Annotated in this window: 16 protein-coding genes; 13 read left to right on the plus strand and 3 right to left on the minus strand. The window is 64.0% G+C overall.

The window, feature by feature from the left end:
- Positions 1-16: 16 nt before the first annotated feature.
- Both DCN14_RS02175 and DCN14_RS02180 read right to left on the minus strand, forming a co-directional pair.
- Positions 17-1,498 (minus strand): virulence factor, encoded by a 1,482-nt coding sequence (locus tag DCN14_RS02175; protein ID WP_240327245.1) that lies wholly within the window; start codon positions 1,496-1,498, stop codon positions 17-19.
- The gene (locus tag DCN14_RS02180) at positions 1,495-3,807 is read right to left on the minus strand and encodes a hypothetical protein (protein WP_115531353.1); all 2,313 of its coding nucleotides are present in this window, start codon (positions 3,805-3,807) and stop codon (positions 1,495-1,497) included. The genes DCN14_RS02175 and DCN14_RS02180 overlap by 4 nt, the downstream gene beginning before the upstream one ends.
- A gap of 821 nt (positions 3,808-4,628) precedes the next feature.
- On the opposite strand from DCN14_RS02180, the gene DCN14_RS02185 reads away from it, so the two are divergent.
- The 10 genes from DCN14_RS02185 to DCN14_RS02230 all read left to right on the plus strand — a co-directional run bounded on the left by DCN14_RS02185 (position 4,629) and on the right by DCN14_RS02230 (position 14,059).
- Positions 4,629-5,879, plus strand: a complete 1,251-nt coding sequence (locus DCN14_RS02185; protein ID WP_096500512.1) for an MFS transporter — start codon at positions 4,629-4,631, stop codon at positions 5,877-5,879.
- Between the two features lie 143 nt (positions 5,880-6,022).
- On the plus strand, positions 6,023-6,952 hold the full coding sequence (locus DCN14_RS02190; protein WP_096500510.1) for a LysR family transcriptional regulator: 930 nt from the start codon (positions 6,023-6,025) through the stop codon (positions 6,950-6,952).
- A 114-nt stretch (positions 6,953-7,066) separates the two neighbouring features.
- Positions 7,067-7,561: a hydroxyquinol 1,2-dioxygenase gene (locus DCN14_RS02195; RefSeq protein WP_096500508.1), complete on the plus strand. Its 495-nt coding sequence runs from the start codon at positions 7,067-7,069 to the stop codon at positions 7,559-7,561.
- A 42-nt stretch (positions 7,562-7,603) separates the two neighbouring features.
- Positions 7,604-8,623 carry a hydroxyquinol 1,2-dioxygenase gene (locus DCN14_RS02200; RefSeq protein ID WP_096500506.1) on the plus strand — a complete coding sequence of 340 codons (1,020 nt, stop codon included), beginning with the start codon at positions 7,604-7,606 and terminating at the stop codon, positions 8,621-8,623.
- Positions 8,624-8,655: 32 nt separating this feature from the next.
- On the plus strand, positions 8,656-10,122 hold the full coding sequence (locus DCN14_RS02205) for an aldehyde dehydrogenase family protein (protein WP_096500504.1): 1,467 nt from the start codon (positions 8,656-8,658) through the stop codon (positions 10,120-10,122).
- A 7-nt stretch (positions 10,123-10,129) separates the two neighbouring features.
- Positions 10,130-11,197, plus strand: a complete 1,068-nt coding sequence (locus DCN14_RS02210; RefSeq protein ID WP_096500502.1) for a maleylacetate reductase — start codon at positions 10,130-10,132, stop codon at positions 11,195-11,197.
- Positions 11,198-11,225: 28 nt separating this feature from the next.
- Positions 11,226-12,098, plus strand: a complete 873-nt coding sequence (locus DCN14_RS02215) for an intradiol ring-cleavage dioxygenase (protein WP_096500500.1) — start codon at positions 11,226-11,228, stop codon at positions 12,096-12,098.
- A 5-nt stretch (positions 12,099-12,103) separates the two neighbouring features.
- Positions 12,104-12,415 carry a YciI family protein gene (locus DCN14_RS02220; protein ID WP_096500561.1) on the plus strand — a complete coding sequence of 104 codons (312 nt, stop codon included), beginning with the start codon at positions 12,104-12,106 and terminating at the stop codon, positions 12,413-12,415.
- A 3-nt stretch (positions 12,416-12,418) separates the two neighbouring features.
- Positions 12,419-12,754, plus strand: coding sequence for a Rieske 2Fe-2S domain-containing protein (locus DCN14_RS02225; RefSeq protein ID WP_096500498.1), 336 nt, complete (start codon positions 12,419-12,421; stop codon positions 12,752-12,754).
- Positions 12,755-12,970: 216 nt separating this feature from the next.
- Entirely contained in the window at positions 12,971-14,059 is a 1,089-nt protein-coding gene (locus DCN14_RS02230) for a porin (protein WP_096500496.1), read from the plus strand.
- Between the two features lie 69 nt (positions 14,060-14,128).
- Here DCN14_RS02230 and DCN14_RS02235 read toward each other — a convergent pair whose 3' ends face one another.
- Positions 14,129-14,791 carry a glutathione S-transferase family protein gene (locus tag DCN14_RS02235; RefSeq protein WP_096500494.1) on the minus strand — a complete coding sequence of 221 codons (663 nt, stop codon included), beginning with the start codon at positions 14,789-14,791 and terminating at the stop codon, positions 14,129-14,131.
- A gap of 122 nt (positions 14,792-14,913) precedes the next feature.
- On the opposite strand from DCN14_RS02235, the gene DCN14_RS02240 reads away from it, so the two are divergent.
- The 3 genes from DCN14_RS02240 (at position 14,914) to DCN14_RS02250 (ending at position 18,300) form a co-directional block, all read left to right on the plus strand.
- Positions 14,914-15,729 carry a helix-turn-helix domain-containing protein gene (locus DCN14_RS02240; protein WP_096500492.1) on the plus strand — a complete coding sequence of 272 codons (816 nt, stop codon included), beginning with the start codon at positions 14,914-14,916 and terminating at the stop codon, positions 15,727-15,729.
- A 252-nt stretch (positions 15,730-15,981) separates the two neighbouring features.
- On the plus strand, positions 15,982-16,803 hold the full coding sequence (locus tag DCN14_RS02245; RefSeq protein WP_096500490.1) for a hypothetical protein: 822 nt from the start codon (positions 15,982-15,984) through the stop codon (positions 16,801-16,803).
- A gap of 222 nt (positions 16,804-17,025) precedes the next feature.
- On the plus strand, positions 17,026-18,300 hold the full coding sequence (locus tag DCN14_RS02250) for an aromatic ring-hydroxylating dioxygenase subunit alpha (protein WP_240327246.1): 1,275 nt from the start codon (positions 17,026-17,028) through the stop codon (positions 18,298-18,300).
- Positions 18,301-18,384: the final 84 nt, after the last annotated feature.

Here is an 18,384-nt window from a genome sequence, read left to right on the forward strand (position 1 = left end):
GCCGCGCCGGGTTGCATCACCACGAATAGCCCTGCATGCCGTAATCGGTGTCGTGTCGACGGCCCCACCATGGCAGGTAGGCATTGTTCCCGCCGCGTGCGCGGAACCAGTCTTTGGTCGGATCGATCGGCGTGAGCTTCGACGGCGGCCTGACGATTACCGCGACGGGATGTTCGGAATCGGTTGTCCCGGCAACCAGCGCGTTGCCGCCATAGTGATTGACCCGGCCGATCGCGAGCGCCACGTTGGTCAATGCGCTGCCGGTTCCCATGTCGCCGAGCAAACCGGCCGTGTTGAAGGTTTGCTTCATGTAGTCGTATTCCGGAAGGGTTTCGGTCAACGTTCGCGTGAGCGAAACAAGGCGTGACGACGATGTGTCGCTGGCTTTGCCGGCGTCATGGAAGATGTAGTTGATGTCCGGAACCGCGATGCCGGCATTGCGAGCGGCCTGGTCGATGGCTACCTTCCACGCTTCCACGGCACGGGTGGTGCCGACCTTCCGCTCAAACGCCTGTGTATTGCCGGTTGCAGCCCTGCCGATCCACGCGAGCGGTTCGCGCTCGGTGTTGAAGTTCGGGCCGGCGAGGAACAGCACGACGAGGTTCTCGTTGATCTGGGCATCCGTGGGCGGGAAGCTCGGTGCGTCCCAGTTGATCACCCATACGGTCTTGTCAGGGTTCGCCTGCAAGTAGTCCAACGCGTTGTTCAGCGATGTAAAGCCGGCGTTCGCACCGCCTTGGGTGATGTGCACATCGGGCGGCGTGTCGCGACTCCAAAGCGTCTTGGGTGACGGCGGACCGATTTCGAAGAAATTCATCATCCGATCCACCATGCGCGATTTGGCGAAGTCCGGATCAAGCCGGGGCGGGACGGCAGCTTCGACCCGTATGCCCGCGAGTTCGCGCCAATCACGTTGGTTTTCGGACCTTACCGTGTAGAAGTAGCTCGCGTTGCTGAAGTAGCGGGCGCGCAGGAGGAGGATGAATTTGTCGATGTACTTGGCGTAGAAACCCTTGAACGTTTCCTCGCCTTCGTTACCGTAAACCAAAGCGCCAATGGATTGAAGCGTAGAAAATGATTTCGGATCAGTACGTACCATGTCGTCATTCTTGTTCGGTGTGGTAAGCCCTTGTGCCCACAACAATTGCCATTCGGTCGGGTAGTCCATACGTTGTAACGGATTCAGCCAGACCAGGCCGACAACCTGAGTGAAGAATGGCTTCGCCGGCTCTTCTACTACTTTCGCGGTGTTCCCTGCAGGTGCTTGGGTAGGTGAGGCTTGTACAGGACGCATCATGGCGGTGGTGAACATAAACACCGCAAGGGCGGCCAAGGCAGGCAAGACAACGAATCGTTTCATCCAATCTCCTATTTCCAAATGTGCCGGGTCGGGTTGTTCCACATGCGCCATCAGCGTGGCCATGAGCACGGTGACAAGCACCCATGTCGAAACGGCGGCGGCGACACGTCGCGGCCATGTAGCGATCAGCATCTTCATACGGCACCCCCGACCTTCAAATAAAGCTGACCCTCACGCTCATCGAGGATCGCGATCGGCATCTTGCCTTCGCTTTCTTCGGTATGTACCCATTCGTGGAGAGGCGTTCTATCGAGCGTCCCAGACGCAAAATAGTCGGCATACGTCTTGTTCGGATTCCCCGAGGGAATCCCGTCCCCCATCCGCCAGTCCGCCTGAATGCGCAGCGATTTGAGCTGCTTCTCCGTCAGATAGCACCGCCCCACAGCAACGTCATACGCAAGCGCCTTCTCGGCATGCTCTGGATTGGTCATCGTTGTTGAATGGTTGGTCGGACTATTGGTCGCACCGCGATCGAGCCAATCGACGATCTGCTTGTCGCGCCATTCCTTGTAGCCTTCGGGTATCGCGCTCTTGCCGTCCTCGCCAATTACGTGGCCGTCACCGTCGAGCCATTCGGTGTTCAGCGTGCGACGCGCCTCCATCCGCATCAACGCGCGATCCTCGTAGCGCTGCCCGGCTTCGGTTGCTGCCGTGCCTTGCGCAACGCTGTCCTCGTTCTTTGCCTTGTATTGGTCGTAGGGATCGTCGGCCCGCTTGTCTGCATCGGCCTTGTTCGCATCGCGCCATGCGGCCGGTGGATCGTTACCTTCGTTGAAGTCGCTCACCGCGTCGCCGTCCTTCGTTTCGACGGGCTTGCCGAACCGCAATGCCTTGGGCGGGAAGGGATCATCCAGCGCCGGCGCATCTGCTACCACCGTCCAGCCCTTTGGCGGATCGGCGTTCACGCGGAGCATGTTCAACGCGGAGCTGATGCCGGTGACGACGAACATAAGCGGAGCAGTTGCGAGCGTTGCTGCTATCCCCCAAACGCTTTCATTACCTTTGACGGCGCCGATCAAGTTGAATTTGGCCGGTGGCGAGGGCGGATACCAGAAGCCCGATTTCGTTCCTGGCTTGCCATGCCGCCAATCGTCTTCCCAATAGCGGTACGGTTTCTGTACGCCGACCGGGAATCCGGAGGCGAACACCCGCTGCGTCAGGACGCCGGCAGCGCTGATATCGTCCAACTCATGCTTGCTGATCCCGCGCCAGCCGATGCCCTGAACCGTCACTGCTGAAATCACCTGATCGTGCGGACAGCAATACGCGGTGACGCGGCCATACGTCGATCCATTCAAGCCGTTCCGATCGCGGTCCTCTTGCGCGGCATACGACCGGTTGCTCGTCGGCGAGACCCGCTTGTTTTTCATGTCTTCATCAACCTTGTCCACCGGTTGTTCGAAGGCCTTACGGTTGCCGATAATCGACAGGAATTTGCCGAAGGTCCTGGTGCGCGCGGCGTAGGTCTGACGACCGCGATGACCGCTCGCGTCTTTCGTTGCGCGTTGCGACCACGTATCCATGAACGTGTCGGATTTGTACGGACCGTCTGCATTCGCAAGGCTGTACGGTGCATTCGCAAGCACGTACGCGTCTGCCACGCAGTGGCCCGTGCGTCCCCACGGATCTTCGACATCGGGGAATACGTCGCCGAAGAATGCCGCCGTGAGGCCGACGATGTTGCCTTGGCTATGGCATACGACGGTAATGGGTACGTCGGCCTGCATCTGGCGGATCGACTCGATCAATTTTGCCAACCGCAAGGCCGCGAGCACGCCATACGCACGCGGCGGCGCACGATACAGCGGCCGGTTGGTCGGATTGATGCCTTGCACCGTCATCCATCCCATCGTTCGATCGTCCAGACCGCCGTGCCAAAGATCAGGCAGGCTCGAACAGCCATTCGTGAACGGGCCGCCACCCCAATAGTCCTTCTCGTTCAGAAAGATCTTGTCGCCGTACTCTTTGAGTTCTTCGCCCGAGGCCCGATAACCCCACCGGAAGTGAATGACGGGCGAAAACGACGGATCCGGCTTGACATAGTTGTTCGCCAGCAGCTTCGGATTCAAGAACCCATCCGGCGTCACGCTCTCCGTGTACTTCGCCGGCGTCAACTGCCCGGCTTCGATGCCGTGATACATCATTTGATCGTCGAGTCGCCCGAGCCGGCGATTGAGACCCTTGCACAGTCCTTCCTCCGTCGCATCGAACCATTCGCCCTCCGAGTTCACGCCATGCACGAAGATCACGACACCGGGCAAGGGCATTTGCAAGATGCAGATAAGCGGTGTGCCTTTCACGAACCTCGTCACTCCTTCGACGCGACCGACGATGATCGGCGGCGGTTCGGGGCGTGACGCAGGTGCGTCGGGTGTATCGACCTGAGTAACAGGTTCGTCAGTGGATGCGTCCGCTACCGGTCGCAGATCGGGAAGTGAATCGGTCATCCGGGCTCCTGCATGTGCTTAGAGATACTTATTGGGTCTCGTCGTATTGTTCCGAATCAGGATTTGTTCGAAATGGAATTGTTGTTTGGCTAAAAGGTGGGGCTGGAGGATTTGCGCCGAAGAATATCAAACTTGTTTGTCGAGATAAACGATTTGTATTTCGGGATGGTGTGAATTTAAGGAGATTTAATTTTTTGAAAATTCTTATGTGTACGAGAAATTTGCCGAGACAATTTTCATTGTCTGAATTTCAGGATTGTCATGATTATTATTTGTTTGATTAAATTCGAAGGCAATATCTAAAAACAAGACCCGTCCCATATCGAAACGACCGATAACCGGTTGCCGCATCGGAAAGATCCCGCGCTCGAACCCGCTCCGGAGCCCCCGGATTTGCCCCCGATTACCCGGCCGGCCGGCCGGACGAGCACCGAACGAGCCGCGCCCTATACCCGGATCGAGCAACCCGCACGACCATGCACACGCGCCCGCGATGTCTATGAGGGATTCCCCCGTAACCCGCGATTGAGCGCCCGTTCGACGCCGCATCCAGTCGCACGGCGCTTCTCCACCCACATTCCCCGCGCGCCCGTCCCGATTATTTGCATTTCGCGAATGGCGCGTTCGCCGGTTGTTCCATACCCGATCTGCATCCATGCACCTATCGTTCGGGCGTCGGCTGATTGAATTCGACGCCTGCAACCGGAAAGGCGGCCGTCACTTCCGCGTGGCTCACGCCGCATCGAACACAAAAGACATCGGAACTGGCTCATGCACGGACGCTCCGGCGCGCGCAGGGGGGCCAATCCACGGAGACAGACATGAAATCAAACGAGTGGGATACCGCCTACGAGTGGAAAGCGGTGACGCTGCTGGCGCTCGGCTTCGGCCTGGTCGGCCTCGACCGCTGGCTCATCGCGCCGCTGTTCCCTTCGATCATGAAGGACCTGAACCTGACCGCGCAGGACGTCGGCAACTGCATCGGCGTGCTCGGCCTGTCGTGGGGAATTTTCGCGGCGCTGATGGGCGGCATCTCCGACAAGATCGGCCGCCGCAAGGTGCTGATTCCGGCGATCGTCGCGTTCTCGCTGCTGTCGGGCTTCTCGGGGCTCGCGGGCGGCCTGCTCGGCCTGATCGCGATTCGCGGGCTGATGGGCGTCGCGGAGGGCTCGTTCTGCCCGACGAGCTTCGCGGCGACGGCCGACGCGTCGCATCCGCGGCGGCGCGGGCTGAACCTCGGGCTGCAGCAAAGCGGTTTCGCACTGTTCGGGCTCGCGCTGTCGCCGATCATCGCGACGCAACTGCTCAACTTCGTGTCGTGGCGCTGGGTGTTCGCGCTCGTGGCCATTCCCGGCCTGATCCTCGGCGCGATCATGTTCTTCGTCATCCGCGAGCCGAAGCGCACGAAGGAGGTCGTGTCGGAACACGCGCCGGCCTCGCTCGGCCACGTGCTCAAGAGCCGCAACATCCTCGTCGCGATGGCGGCGCTGTGCTGCGCGATGACGGGCGTGTTCGTGCTGGGCGCGCTGCTGCCGCTGTACTTGACCGACTACCTCGCGCTCGGCACGCAGAAGATGGGCCTCGTGGTATCGGCGATCGGCTTCGGCGGCTTTCTCGGGCAGTTCGGGCTGCCGGGCCTGTCCGACCTGGTCGGGCGCCGCATCGCGAGCATCGTCGGCTTCGCCGGCACGGCGGTGATGCTCTACATTTTCCGCGGCCTCGGCCCGCAACCGGTCGTGCTGTTCGCTGTCCTGTTCGTCGCGTCGTTCTTCACGCTCGGCCTGGTCTCGCTGCTGTCGGGCCCGGTGGCGACCGAAGCCGCGCCCATCGGCCTCGTGTCGACGTCGATCGGCGCGGTGGTCGGTGTCGGCGAAATCTTCGGCGGCGGCATCGCGCCGGCGATGGGCGGCTACGTCGCCGCGCACTTCGGGATCCAGAACATCCTGTGGCTGCCGATGTGCGCGGTGATGCTCGGCATCGTGGTCAGCATGCTGCTGCGCGAAACCGCACCCGCCGTGCTGCAGCGCCGCGTGGCCGTGCAACCGGAGCTGACGGCGGGCAAGCAGCCGTAATGCGCTGGGCTGAGCGACCGTACCCGCGCCCTGCGCCCTGCGAGATTGACACCCGTCAGGTGACACAGTGACGCTTTTCGCATGACCCAACCGGCTGGCCGGTGCGGTTAGACTGCCAGTTTCGCTTTCGGGAAGGGCGCGGTATGGACCGGTTTCTGAGCATCGAAGCGTTCGTCAGGGTCGCGGAGGCGAGCAGTTTTGCGGAAGCCGCGCGACAGCTCGGCGTGACCAGTTCGGTGGTGACGAACCGCATCCAGCAACTGGAGAAGTTCGTCAACGCGCCGCTGTTCCATCGCAGTACGCGCCACGTGCGGCTGTCCGACGTGGGCGAGACTTTCTACCGCGAGTGCGCCGAGGTGGTGGGGCGCGTCAACGAGCTGACGGACCAGATGCGCGAGCTGCGCGCGACCCCCACCGGGCGGCTGCGCATCCAGATGCTGCCCGGCTTCGCGCTCGATCACTTCGGCGTGCCGCTCGCCGAATTCCATCGCCGCTACCCGGGCATCCAGCTCGACATCATCGTCAATGACCGTGTGGTGGACCCTGTCGAAGAAGGGTTCGACATCGCGTTCCAGATCTTTCCGCCGATCTCCGAGTCGCTGATCGAGCGGCGCCTGTTCGTCGTGCGCCGCCTCTTCTGCGCGGCACCGGCCTACCTCGAAGCACATGGTGCGCCACAACATCCGCGCGAATTGCTGCAGCACACCACGGCGCTCTATTCGGGCTATCCGTCGCGTAACCGCTGGACGATGACGCGCGGCGACGAGGTCGTCGAAATGGAGTTGCCGGGCATGATCCGCTCGAACTCCGTGCACCTGCTGCGCGAGTACGCGCTGACGGGCGGCGGCGTCGTGTGCCTGCCCACGCTGGTCGCGAGCGACGCGCTCGTCGCGGGCGGGCTCGTGCCCATCCTCACCGACTTCGAGATCGCGCCGCTGAGCTTTGCCGCCGTTTATCCCGCAACGCAGCGGCAGGCGCTGAAGGTGAAGGCGCTGGTCGAATTCCTCGTCGAATACATCGGCGACGAGTCGCCGTGGGATCGTCCGCTGCTGGAGCGCGGCTGGGTTCGCTGACCCGGCGATTATTCGCGAAACGCAAATGCCGTAGTCGCGGTCCGTTACCTTGTTGAGGGGCGCCCCCGCCCCTAAAGTTGAATCCAACAAGCGGTTCAACTCAGGAGACAAGCAATGACCGACACGGCATTCCACACCGTCTTTGGCTCGCTCGACGGCTACACGAAGGGCGAGATCGAAATCACCAGCGGCAGCGCACAGCACTACGCGTTCTCGAACGTCTTCGAGGTGGCGTCGAAGTCGGCCCCCTACGAAAAAGTCGTTGCCGGCAAAAACCTCGAATACGTGATCGAAGTGCTGCGCACCGACGGCCGGTCGCCGTGGTTTGCCTGCGCGCACGACGAGTTCGCGATCCAGATGGATGGCGAAGTCCGCATCGACTTCATCAAGCTCGACAACCCGCCGACCACCGGCCGCGGCACCGTGAGCGCCGGCACGCAGCCGGTCGGCCGCGAGATGGGCTACGTCGTGCTGCGCAAGGGGCATCAGGCGCTGCTGCCGGCCGGCTGCGCGTATCGCTTCGCCGCCGGCAAGCCGGGCGTCGCGCTCGTGCAGACGGTGCTCGGCGAGCTGTCCGTCGAGAAGTGGGCCGATATCTGCCTGCACTGATCGTTGCGATCGCACTCATTCGAACATTCCAGGAGACACGTTATGGCCACTCTCGACACCCTCGATCATCCCGCGAGCTTTGCAGCCGATCTCGTCCAGGTCACGCAGCCCGACGCCGTGACCGGTTACTGCCGCTTCCAGCTCGGCGCGTTCGAATTCCAGCGCGACGAGTATTTCGTGAAGATCAGCTGGCCGGCGAAAGGCCAGACCCGCACGCATGCGATACCCGCCGATGCCTTCCTGCGCGCGATGATGCGCGACGTGGCATGGGGCTTCTTCTACGGCTGGGTGAATTTCGATCACGTGTTCGGCACGCGCAATCACTACGGCAAGGTGGACATGTATGCCGGCACGTTCAACGGCATCCTGAAGGAAGCCGGTGTCGACTACACCGAGACGTTCGAAACGCCCACCATCATGGCGACCTTCAAGGCCATGCTGCACGACTGGACCAACGAAGGCTTCGATCCGTTCGCGGCGCCCGAGGAAACGGGCTCGGCATTCGGGCGCAAGCATGGCGAGAACGGCTCGGCGATCGAGCGCACGCGCATCGCGACGCGCCGCATGCCGGGCCTCGAAGGCGACTCGCCGCTGCGCGACGACCTGCCGGTCAACCGCGCCTTCCTCGATGTCGCGCAGGACGAGCCGGAAGTGCATGCCGCGCCGGGTTTCGAAGGCGAGCTGCATGCGTTCAACCTGTTCAAGTACCTGTCGCGTTCGGACGTGACGTGGAATCCGTCGGTCACCTCCGTGTGCGGACGCAGCCTGTTCTGCCCGACCACCGAGGAATTCATCCTGCCGGTGTTCCATGGCAACGACCGTGTCGAGTGGTTCCTGCAATTGTCCGACGAAATCGTGTGGGACATCGGCGACAAGAACACCGGCGCGCCGCGTGCGCGCATCACGATGCGGGCCGGCGACATCTGCGCGATGCCCGCCGACATCCGGCATCAGGGCTATTCGACGAAGCGCTCGATGCTGCTGGTCTGGGAAAACGCGACGCCGGACCTTCCGCAACGATACGAGAGCGGCCAGCTCGCGCCGTATCCGATCGCGTTCTAAACCGTGCTTCGGCAACACATCGAGGACGATTCATGCAAACCCAACTCTTCATCGACGGGCGCTTCGTTGACGCCGTCGACCGCGGCACGATCGACGTGCTCAATCCGCACGACGGCTCGCTGATCACGAAAATCGCCGCCGCCACCGCAGCAGACGTGGATCTGGCCGTCGAAGCCGCCACCCGCGCGTTCCCGACATGGTCGGCCATGCCGGCGGCCGAGCGCGGCCGGCTGCTGCTGCGCCTCGCTGACGCGATCGAAGCCAATGCCGAGGAACTCGCGCAGCTCGAATCGCTGGACACCGGCCACCCGATCCGCGATTCGCGTGCGCTCGACGTGCCGCGCACGGCCGGTTGCTTCCGCTACTTCGGCGGGATGGCCGACAAGCTGCAGGGCTCGGTGATTCCCGTCGAAACCGGCTTCCTGAACTATGTGCAGCGCGCGCCGATCGGCGTGGTCGGCCAGATCGTGCCGTGGAATTTCCCGCTGATGTTCACGAGCTGGAAGATGGGCCCGGCGCTGGCCGCGGGCAACACCGTGGTGCTCAAGCCGTCGGAAATCACGCCGCTGTCGACGTTGCGCATCGTCGAGCTGATGGCCGAGGTCGGCTTCCCGGCCGGCGTCGTCAACATCGTCCCCGGCTACGGGCATACCGCCGGCCAGCGGCTCGCCGAACATCCGGGCGTCGGCAAGATCGCATTCACGGGCTCGACCGCGACGGGCCGCCGCATCGTCGAAGCGTCTCAGGGCAACCTGAAGCGCGTGCAGCTCGAACTCGGCGGCAAGGGCGCCAACATCGTGTTCGACGATGCGAACCTCGACGCGGCCATCAACGGCGCCGCCTGGGCGATCTTCCACAACCAGGGGCAGGCGTGCATCGCGGGCTCGCGTCTCGTGCTGCACGAACGTATCGCGGATGAATTCCTGGAGCGCTTCGTGTCGCTGGCTGCGTCGATCCGCGTCGGCAACCCGCTGGACCCGGACACCGAGATGGGCCCGCTGACGTCGAAGCAGCACCTCGACCGCGTGCTGTCGTTCGTCGACGTCGCGCGCGAGCAGGGCGGCCGTGTGCTCGCCGGCGGCAGCGCGCCGCAGGACGCGGCGCTCGCCGGCGGCTACTACGTGCGCCCGACCGTGATCGAAGCGAAGAGCGCCGCCGACCGCGTCGCGCAGGAGGAAGTGTTCGGGCCGTTCGTCACCGTGCTGCGCTTCGGCAGCGACGAGGAAGCGCTGTCGATCGCCAATGCGACCGAATACGGGCTCGGCAGCGGCTTGTGGACCAACGATCTTTCCCGCGCGCACCGGATGGCGTCGCGGATCGACGCGGGCATGTGCTGGATCAACTGCTACAAGCGCGTGAATCCGGGCAGCCCGTTCGGCGGCATCGGGAAGTCGGGCTACGGCCGCGAGATGGGCTTCGAGGCGATGCACGACTACACGGAAGCGCGTTCGGTGTGGGTCAACGTCGACGGCAAGGTGCCGCCGCACTTCAAGCGCTGAGGCCGAGATGGAGCGCTTCGTCTATCAGGGAACGCCTTCGCGCGTCGTATTCGAGTGGGGCGCACTCGAACGCTTGCCGGACGAGCTGTCCACGCTCGGCGCGCGGCGGGCGCTGATCCTGTCGACGCCCGAGCAGCAGGCGCTCGCCGAACGCGTCAGGGACGTGCTCGGCGAACGGGCCGCCGGCGTGTGTGCGCAGGCCGTGATGCACGTGCCGGTCGAGGTCGCGCGCGCCGCGCGCGAGATGGCTGCCGAACTGGGCGCGGGTTGCTGCATCGCGATCGGCGGCGGTTCGACGATCGGGCTCGGCAAGGCGATCGCGCTCGAGTCGTCGTTGCCGATCCTCGCCGTGCCGACGACGTATGCGGGCTCGGAGATGACACCGATCTTCGGGATCACGGAGGGGCGGCTCAAGCGCACCGGGCGCGATGCGCGCGTGCTGCCGCGCACCGTGCTTTACGACCCGTCGCTGACGGTGTCGCTGCCGCCGGCGATTTCGGCTGCTTCCGGCGTCAATGCGATGGCGCACGCGGTCGAAGCGCTCTATGCGGAAGATGCGAACCCGGTGATCAGTCTGATGGCCGAGGAATCGATTCGCGCGCTCGGCGAAGCGCTGCCCGGCGTGGTTCGCGAGCCGGCGGACCGGGAAATGCGCAGTCGTGCGCTGTACGGCGCGTGGCTCGCGGGCACCTGCCTCGGCGCGGTCGGCATGGCGCTGCACCACAAGCTCTGCCATACGCTCGGCGGCACCTTCAACCTGCCGCATGCGCAGACGCATGCCGCGATGTTGCCGCATACCGCCCACTACAACCATACTGCGGCGCCCGACGCGCTGCGACGCGTCGCGCGGGCGCTGGGCGGCACCGACGCGGCCGACGCCGGCCCGCTGCTGTTCAGGCTGAATCGGCAGCTCGGCATTGCGCCGGCGCTTGCCGACATCGGGATGCCGGAAGCGGGCCTCGACGAAGCCGCCGATCTCGCATGCCGGAACCCGTACGCGAACCCGCGGCCGATCGAGCGTGCAGCGATTCGCGAATTGCTTCAGCATGCGTGGGAAGGGCGCGAGCCGCATTGAGCGGCCGGCTGGATCCAGGGAGACGAACGTGACGAATGATCATCAAGACGGCGACACCCGGCTGACCGAACAGGTCGTCGCCAGCTTCGACGCTACGCCGAACCCGCGCCTGCGCGTGCTGATGCAGAGCCTCGTGCGGCATCTTCATGCGTTCGTCCGCGAGACCGAGCTGACGGAAGCCGAATGGATGGAAGCGATTCGCTTCCTGACCGAAACCGGGCAGATGTGCGACGACGTCGTGCGACAGGAATTCATTCTGTTGTCCGACACGCTCGGCGTGTCGATGCTGGTCGACGCGATCAACCATCGCTTCGCCACCGGCGCGACGGAAACCACCGTATTCGGCCCGTTCTACATCGAGGGCATGCCCGATCGTGCGTATGGCGAGAACATGGCGTTTACGCCGGGCACGCCGGTCGTCGTGCACGGCCGCGTGCTCGCCACCGACGGCGCGCCCGTGGCGGACGCCGTGCTCGACGTGTGGCAGACCGCGGACAACGGCATGTATTCCGGGCAGGATACCGAACAGCCTCACGGCAATCTGCGCGGGCGCTACCGGACCGATGCCGAAGGCCGGTATGCGATCACGACGATTCTGCCGGTCAGCTATCCGATTCCGACCGACGGCCCGGTCGGGAAGATGCTCGATGCCACCGGCCGCCATCCGTGGCGGCCCGCGCATCTGCATTTCATGATCGACGCGCCCGGCTATCGCACGCTCGTCACGCATCTTTTCGATGAAGACGACGCGTATCTGAAATCGGATGCCGTCTTCGGCGTGAAGCCGTCGCTGATGGTCGCGTATCGCCCGCGCGCCGCGGATGACGGGATCGCTCGTCACGTCGGCCTGAACGGCCCGTATCGCGAAGCGACGTACGACTTCGTGCTCGACCGGAGTTGATCGACATGGCGCGCTTTTTTGCGGTGTTCGCCACCGACCAGCCCGGCATGCGCGAGGTGCGCGACCGCGTGCGGCCCACGCACCGGACCTACCTGCGTTCCGCCGCGCAGCACGGCGTGTATGTGCGGCTCGGCGGCCCGACGCTTGATCCGCAGGGCGATGCGATGAACGGCACGTTGCTCGTCATCGAGGCGGACGACATCGATGCCGTGATGCGGTTCGTCGGCAACGATCCGTACGTGAAGGAAGGGTTGTTCTCGCGTGTCGAGGTGCGTCCGTGGGACTGGAGCCTCGGCAACCCCGAGCGGAGAGTGTGAGTCATGGGCGCCACGCCACTCTGCCGCTTCTCCGACGTGCCCGACGGTGGGGCACGGGTCGTCGACGAAGCGTGCATCGGCCGCCCCGTCATCGTCGTGCGGCGCGGCGAGCAGGTGTGGGCATATGTGAACCGTTGCCCGCATTTTTCGGTGCCGCTCGATTTCATTCCGGGCAACGTGTCCTGTTATCGGTCGCAGGTGCTGATGTGCGCGCATCACAGCGCGTTGTTCCGGTTCGACGATGGCGTATGTATCGACGGGCCGTGTTCGGGTGCCGGGCTGGAAGCCGTGGCCGTCGAGGTGGATTCGGCTGCGTGGGTGGTGTGTCGGCGCGCTTGAGCCGGTGGATGGGGCGATCGCCCCGGGTTGGGTGAAATCGGCAATCAGCGGAATATAAGCCGTTTCATTGATTCAGTATCACTAAATAAATATCGGTATGCCGGCCCGGATGAAAGCCTGATCCGGGCAGGGGACGGCGTGGTTTCTCGAAGCACCGGGCGAGCGGCCGCGACGTGGCGGGCACCCGCTCGAATTTCCAAAAAAGACGGAGACAAAATGAAACTGAGGTTTGGCGTATTCGCGATGCTTGCCATCGCGCCGGGTGCGTACGCGCAGAGCAGCGTGACCATGTTCGGCTTGATCGACAGCGGCATTTCGTATGTCAGCAACGAAGGTGGAGGGAAGAACGTCAAGTTCGACGACGGCATCTTCACGCCGAACCTGTTCGGCTTGCGCGGCACGGAAGATCTCGGCGGCGGATATCGCGCGACGTTCGCGCTCGTGAACCAGTTCTCGATGGCGAACGGCAGCATCGTCGGCACCGGCCTCTTCGGGCGTAACGCGTACGTGGGTATCGAGAGCGACCGGTTCGGCAGCATCCGGCTCGGCAACCAGTACGACTTCATGGTGGATTCCCTCTTTGCGAAGGACAATGAAATCGCGATGGATCTCACGGGGCTGTACGGCTTCCGCAACGGCCCGTTCCAGCGCCTCGCGCTGCCGGACAATCCGACCGGCGCGTTCGACTGGGACCGCACGGCAGGCAGCAAGCCGGTCGCGAATTCGGTCAAATACAGCTCGCCGACGATTGCGGGGTTGTCGGGCGGCGTGATGTATGCGTTCGGCGGCGTGGCCGGTTCCGTCGGCGCGGACAATACCGTGAGCGCCGGGTTGAACTACGAGCTTGGCGCGTTCGGCATCGGCGCGGCCTATACGAACGAGAAGTACGGGCCCGCGCCGGGCACGCCGTCGACCAGCGTGCGCAACTGGGGCGTCGGGATGCACTATGACTTCGGGGCCGTGACCGCGAAGGCGCTGCTGACCACCGTGCACAATTCGTTCAACGGTGCCGGGGTGTGGATGGCCGAAGCCGGTGGCCTCTGGCGCATCAGGCCGGACGTCTTTTTCGGCGCGAAGTACATGTACATGAAGGGCAACGAAGCCGTGAACGACAACCACGCGCATCAGGTCAGCGTCGCGCTTCAATACCTGTTCACCAAGCGGACGATGGTTTATGTGTCGGCGGACTATCAACGCGCGAACAGCGGCGCGAACGCGCAGATCAACGGCGTGCTCGATCCGAACGGCGCGTCGAGTTCGGCGAGCCAGGCGGTCGCGCGGATCGGGTTGCATACGATGTTCTGATGCGGCGCCGCTTGAACGGTGCCCGCACGGCGGCAGGTGGAACTCGCGTTCGGCCTGCCGTCGTTCGAACTACGACTTTGCCGTTGCGGCGGCCTCCCTGGCCTTGTCCTGCTCTGCCGCCAGCGCTGCATCGGCCGCTTGCGCGCGCTGGATGGCCGGGCGTGCTAGGACACGATCGATATAGGTGCGAATGAGCGGCGTCTCGGGTATCAGCTTGAACATCGTGGTCCAGTTCAGCGCCGAAGCCCACAGCACGTCCGCCGCCGTGAAGCGCTCGCCCAGCAGATAGGGGCCGTTGGCCAGTTGCGTGGCGATCGCGTTGATGACTGCATCGAAGTCGCCATAGGGCGATGTCGAGTATCCGGCCGGCGCGCGGTTCATCGAGCGATCGACGAGCGCCGGCTCGAAGCATGAACCGTAGAACGTCATCCAGCGCAGATAGGGGCCGCGCAGCGCATCGCCCGGCGCGGGCGACAGGCCGGCTTCCGGATACAGTTCGGCCGCGTACAGGTAGACGGCCGCCTGCTCGGTAACGATTACGTCGCCATGACGCAATGCGGGAACCTTGCCCAGCGGATTGACCGCGAGGTAGTCGGGCTCGTGATGTTTCCCGGTCGAGAGGTCGAACGCATGCACCGCGTAGTCGGCGCCCAGTTCCTCGAGCAGCATGCGGGCGCCGGCCGATCGGCTGCGCGGCGAGTGGTACAGGGTCAGGTGACGGTCTTGCGGCATGTGCGGGCTCCAGTGTGCGGTCGTTGGCGGGAATTCAAATGTAGGACGCTCGCGTATCCCCGTCTTGGAAAAATCCGCTGCCGCGGTGCATCATCACGCCATCCTCTTCCCGGTTCGTCGCCATGGCCGACTTGCGTCACGTGACCGACACGCCCAAGGGCGTCGTCGGCCCGAAAGCCTTCAATCGGCGGTTTCGCCTGAATCGCTATCACCCGTGTGCCGAGCTGGCCGGTGTGCTGGATCACCACTGGATCGTCGAATGGGATCTGCGCGACCAGCCGCCGTATGTGCAGCGCACGCTGCCGTATCCGTGCGTGAATCTGGTGTTCGATCGGCGGCGGACGGGCGTTTTCGGGGTGGTGTCGGGCGCGTTCGAGACGACGCTGGCCGGGGCGGGGAGGGTGATGGGTTTGCGCTTTCGGCCGGGAGCATTTCGGGCGTTCTTCGGCAAGCCGGTGCATGTGCTGACCGACAAGGTGCTGCCGGTGTCGACGCTGCTCGATTGTGGCGATGCGCAAGCCGAGGACGCCGTGCTCGGTGCCGGGGATGACGCGGGAATGGTCGCGGCGGCGGAGGCGTTGCTGTTGCGGGTGCTGCCGCCGGCCGATCCGCAGGTCGAGCGCATTCATGGCATTTTGCAGATGTTGCAGCACGATATCGGGTTGACGCAGGTGCGGGATCTGGCCGAGCGTGCGGGGTTGAGCGAGCGCACGCTGCAGCAGCTCTTTTCCAGCTACGTGGGCGTGACGCCGAAGTGGGTGATCTGTCGATACCGGCTGCACGAGGCCGCGGATAAGCTCGCGGGCGGTGAACCGGTCGATCTCGCGGAGCTGGCGCATGCGCTGGGGTACTTCGATCAGGCGCATCTCACGCGCGATTTCCGCAAGCTGGTGGGGAAGGCGCCGGCGGAGTACAGGCGGGCGGATGGGCAGGCGTGAGATCGCGGCGGCGGCTTCCGGCGGGCAGCCGAATGGCATGGCCTGCCGCATGTCGCGTGGCTGCCCGCGTGTCGTGGATTGTTGTAGTCTGGGCGCTACGATAATGTGCGCGCCGGCCTGCCGCCAGGCTGACATCGAGCCTGCGATGCGTCGCGCAGGCGATCGGTCAATTCGGGCGGCCGGCGCGTTGACGATCATTTCATCGGACCGATCCCGTAGTCGACCGAGCCGCCAGAAAATCAGGAGTGTGTCGTGTTTCACCGGAAATCCATGTCGGGTCGTCTGAATGCCATGTGCGTCGCTGCCTTGGCGATCATGCTGTCGCAAGGTGCGGCGTGTGCAGCGGCCGGCAATGTCGGCGACACGGCGTCCGCCGCGTCCGCCACCCTCGCCGTGACATCCGGCACGCCGCTCAAGCGGCCGATTGTCGGCGATGATCCGGTTGCGATTCGCGCCGCGCTGGAGAAGCAGCCCATCAAAAGCGCCACTCCGTCCCTGGGCGATCGCGTTCGCAGCCTGATTCCCGGCGGGGCCGGCAAGCATGGCGGGAATGCCGACCTGGCTGCGGTCGGCCTGGATCGCGAGGTGACTTTCCTGGTGCCGGTATCGTACGGGCTTCGGTATCACGCCCGGAGGCATCTGTTGACGCTGGACTTCGACCTGGTCGACGGCGACGGCGAAGGCCGCACCGGGATCCTGCTCAGAAAGGTCATCACCGGGCCACGCGGGCGAGGGCTCGTGATCGCAGCCGAAGCGAAGGCAAAAGGCTATATCCAGCAGATCGACATCATCGAACTCGATCCCGGAAAGGGCAACAAGACCACCGTTCGCGGCCGCACGAGGCTTTCATCCGCGGCGTACGCGCAAACGCACGGCGATTTCGCGGTCGCGCTTTCCGGGCGCCTGGTCCAACCGTATCTGAGCGAGCACGTCGAGCATGCCGAGCCGAGCAACGACGAGCCGACCGACATCACGACGAAGACTTCCAGGTTGTATCTGGATCTCCAGTCCATCTCGCTGGTGAGCCCGGCGAATGGCACCGTGCTGGTGAAGAAGCTGAGTTTCTCGAAGTAGGTCGTTTCTCGCGCAGGCGGGAACATCTCGAACGCGCCAGCCGACCCCGCGTCGTTTTTCGCCGAATTCCGGGCGCATGCGTTAACGCGTGGCGTCGCAGCGGTTCCTACACTTCATCGATGCGGACGATACGTGCAACGCGTGTCGTGTGTGCATTGAAAGATTCTGCGGCGCGCACACGCCGATCGTCCGACGCCGACAACCTCGACTGGGGAAGCGAAAGTGTCATTCGATCTGGATCATCCGGATGTCGCGCACAAGGCAGACCATGTGCGCAGGCTGGTGGCGACGCGCCGGACCGGCTTCAGTCTCGACGCGCCGTTCTATCTGAGCGACGTCGTGTTCGACGTGGACATGCACGCGATCTTCGGACGGCACTGGATCTTTGTCGGTGTCGAGGCATCGATTCCGGAGCCCGGACAATATTTTCTCGCGGACTTCGGACCGTATTCGATCATCGTCAGCCGGGGCGACGGGTTCGAGCTCAATGCATTTCACAACGTCTGCCGGCATCGTGGCGCACGGCTCCTGCACGAACAGCATGGTGAGGTCGCGAACCTTGTCTGCCCTTATCACCAGTGGACCTATGCGCCGACGGGCGCGCTTCTGCACGCGGAATTGCCTGCCGGTGCGGACAACGCGTGCTATAGCCTGAAACGCGCGCACGTCCGCAGCCTCGGCGGCCTGATTTTCGTCTGCGCGGCCGATGAGCCGCCGGGCGACTTCGACGCGCTCGTCGACGCGGTCGGTGCGTATGTCGACCCGCACCGGCTGCGCGACTGCAAGGTGGCGCAGCAGATCGACATCGTCGAGGACGGCAACTGGAAGCTCGCGATGGAGAACAATCGCGAGTGCTATCACTGCATGGGCCATCCGGAACTGCTGCAATCGACCTTCGGCGTGTTCGGCTATACGGAGGACGATGTCAATCCGGCCCGCCGCGAGGCGGTGCGCGAGCACAACGCGGCGCTGGCGGCATCGCGCGATATCTGGGCACGCAACGGCTTGCCCTGCGAGCCGGTCGAGCATCTCGACGATCGCGCGACCGCGTTCCGGATTCAGCGTGTGCCGCTCACCGGCCCCGGCGAGTCGATGACGCTCGACGGCAAGGCCGCATGCAGCCGGCTGATGGGGGATTTCACCGAAGCCCGGCTCGGCCGCCTTCAGTTCCACCTGCAGCCGAATTCGTGGCATCACCTGCAGGCCGATCATTCCATCCACTTTGCGGTATTGCCGATCAGTGCGGGCAAGACGCTGGTGCGAACGACGTGGCTCGTGCACCGGGACGCCGTCGAGGGACGCGATTACTCGCTCGATAACCTGACGCACGTGTGGAAGACCACCAACGAGCAGGACAAGTTCTACGTCGGCCTGACGCAGCAGGGCGCGTGCAACCCGGCCTACGAGCCGGGGCCTTACGCGCCTTCGGAATGGCAGGTCGAAAAGTTCTGCAACTGGTACATCGGACGCCTGCGCACCGCGCTCGGCGAGCACTGAGCATCGGAGCATCCGAGCATCCGAGCATCCGAGCGGAGCTTGCAGCAGCCGGGCGGCACGTGCCGGGGCGACGTATCGGCTGAT

The sequence above is a fragment of the Burkholderia sp. IDO3 genome (assembly GCF_003366075.1).
Classification (GTDB): Bacteria; Pseudomonadota; Gammaproteobacteria; order Burkholderiales; family Burkholderiaceae; genus Burkholderia; species Burkholderia anthina.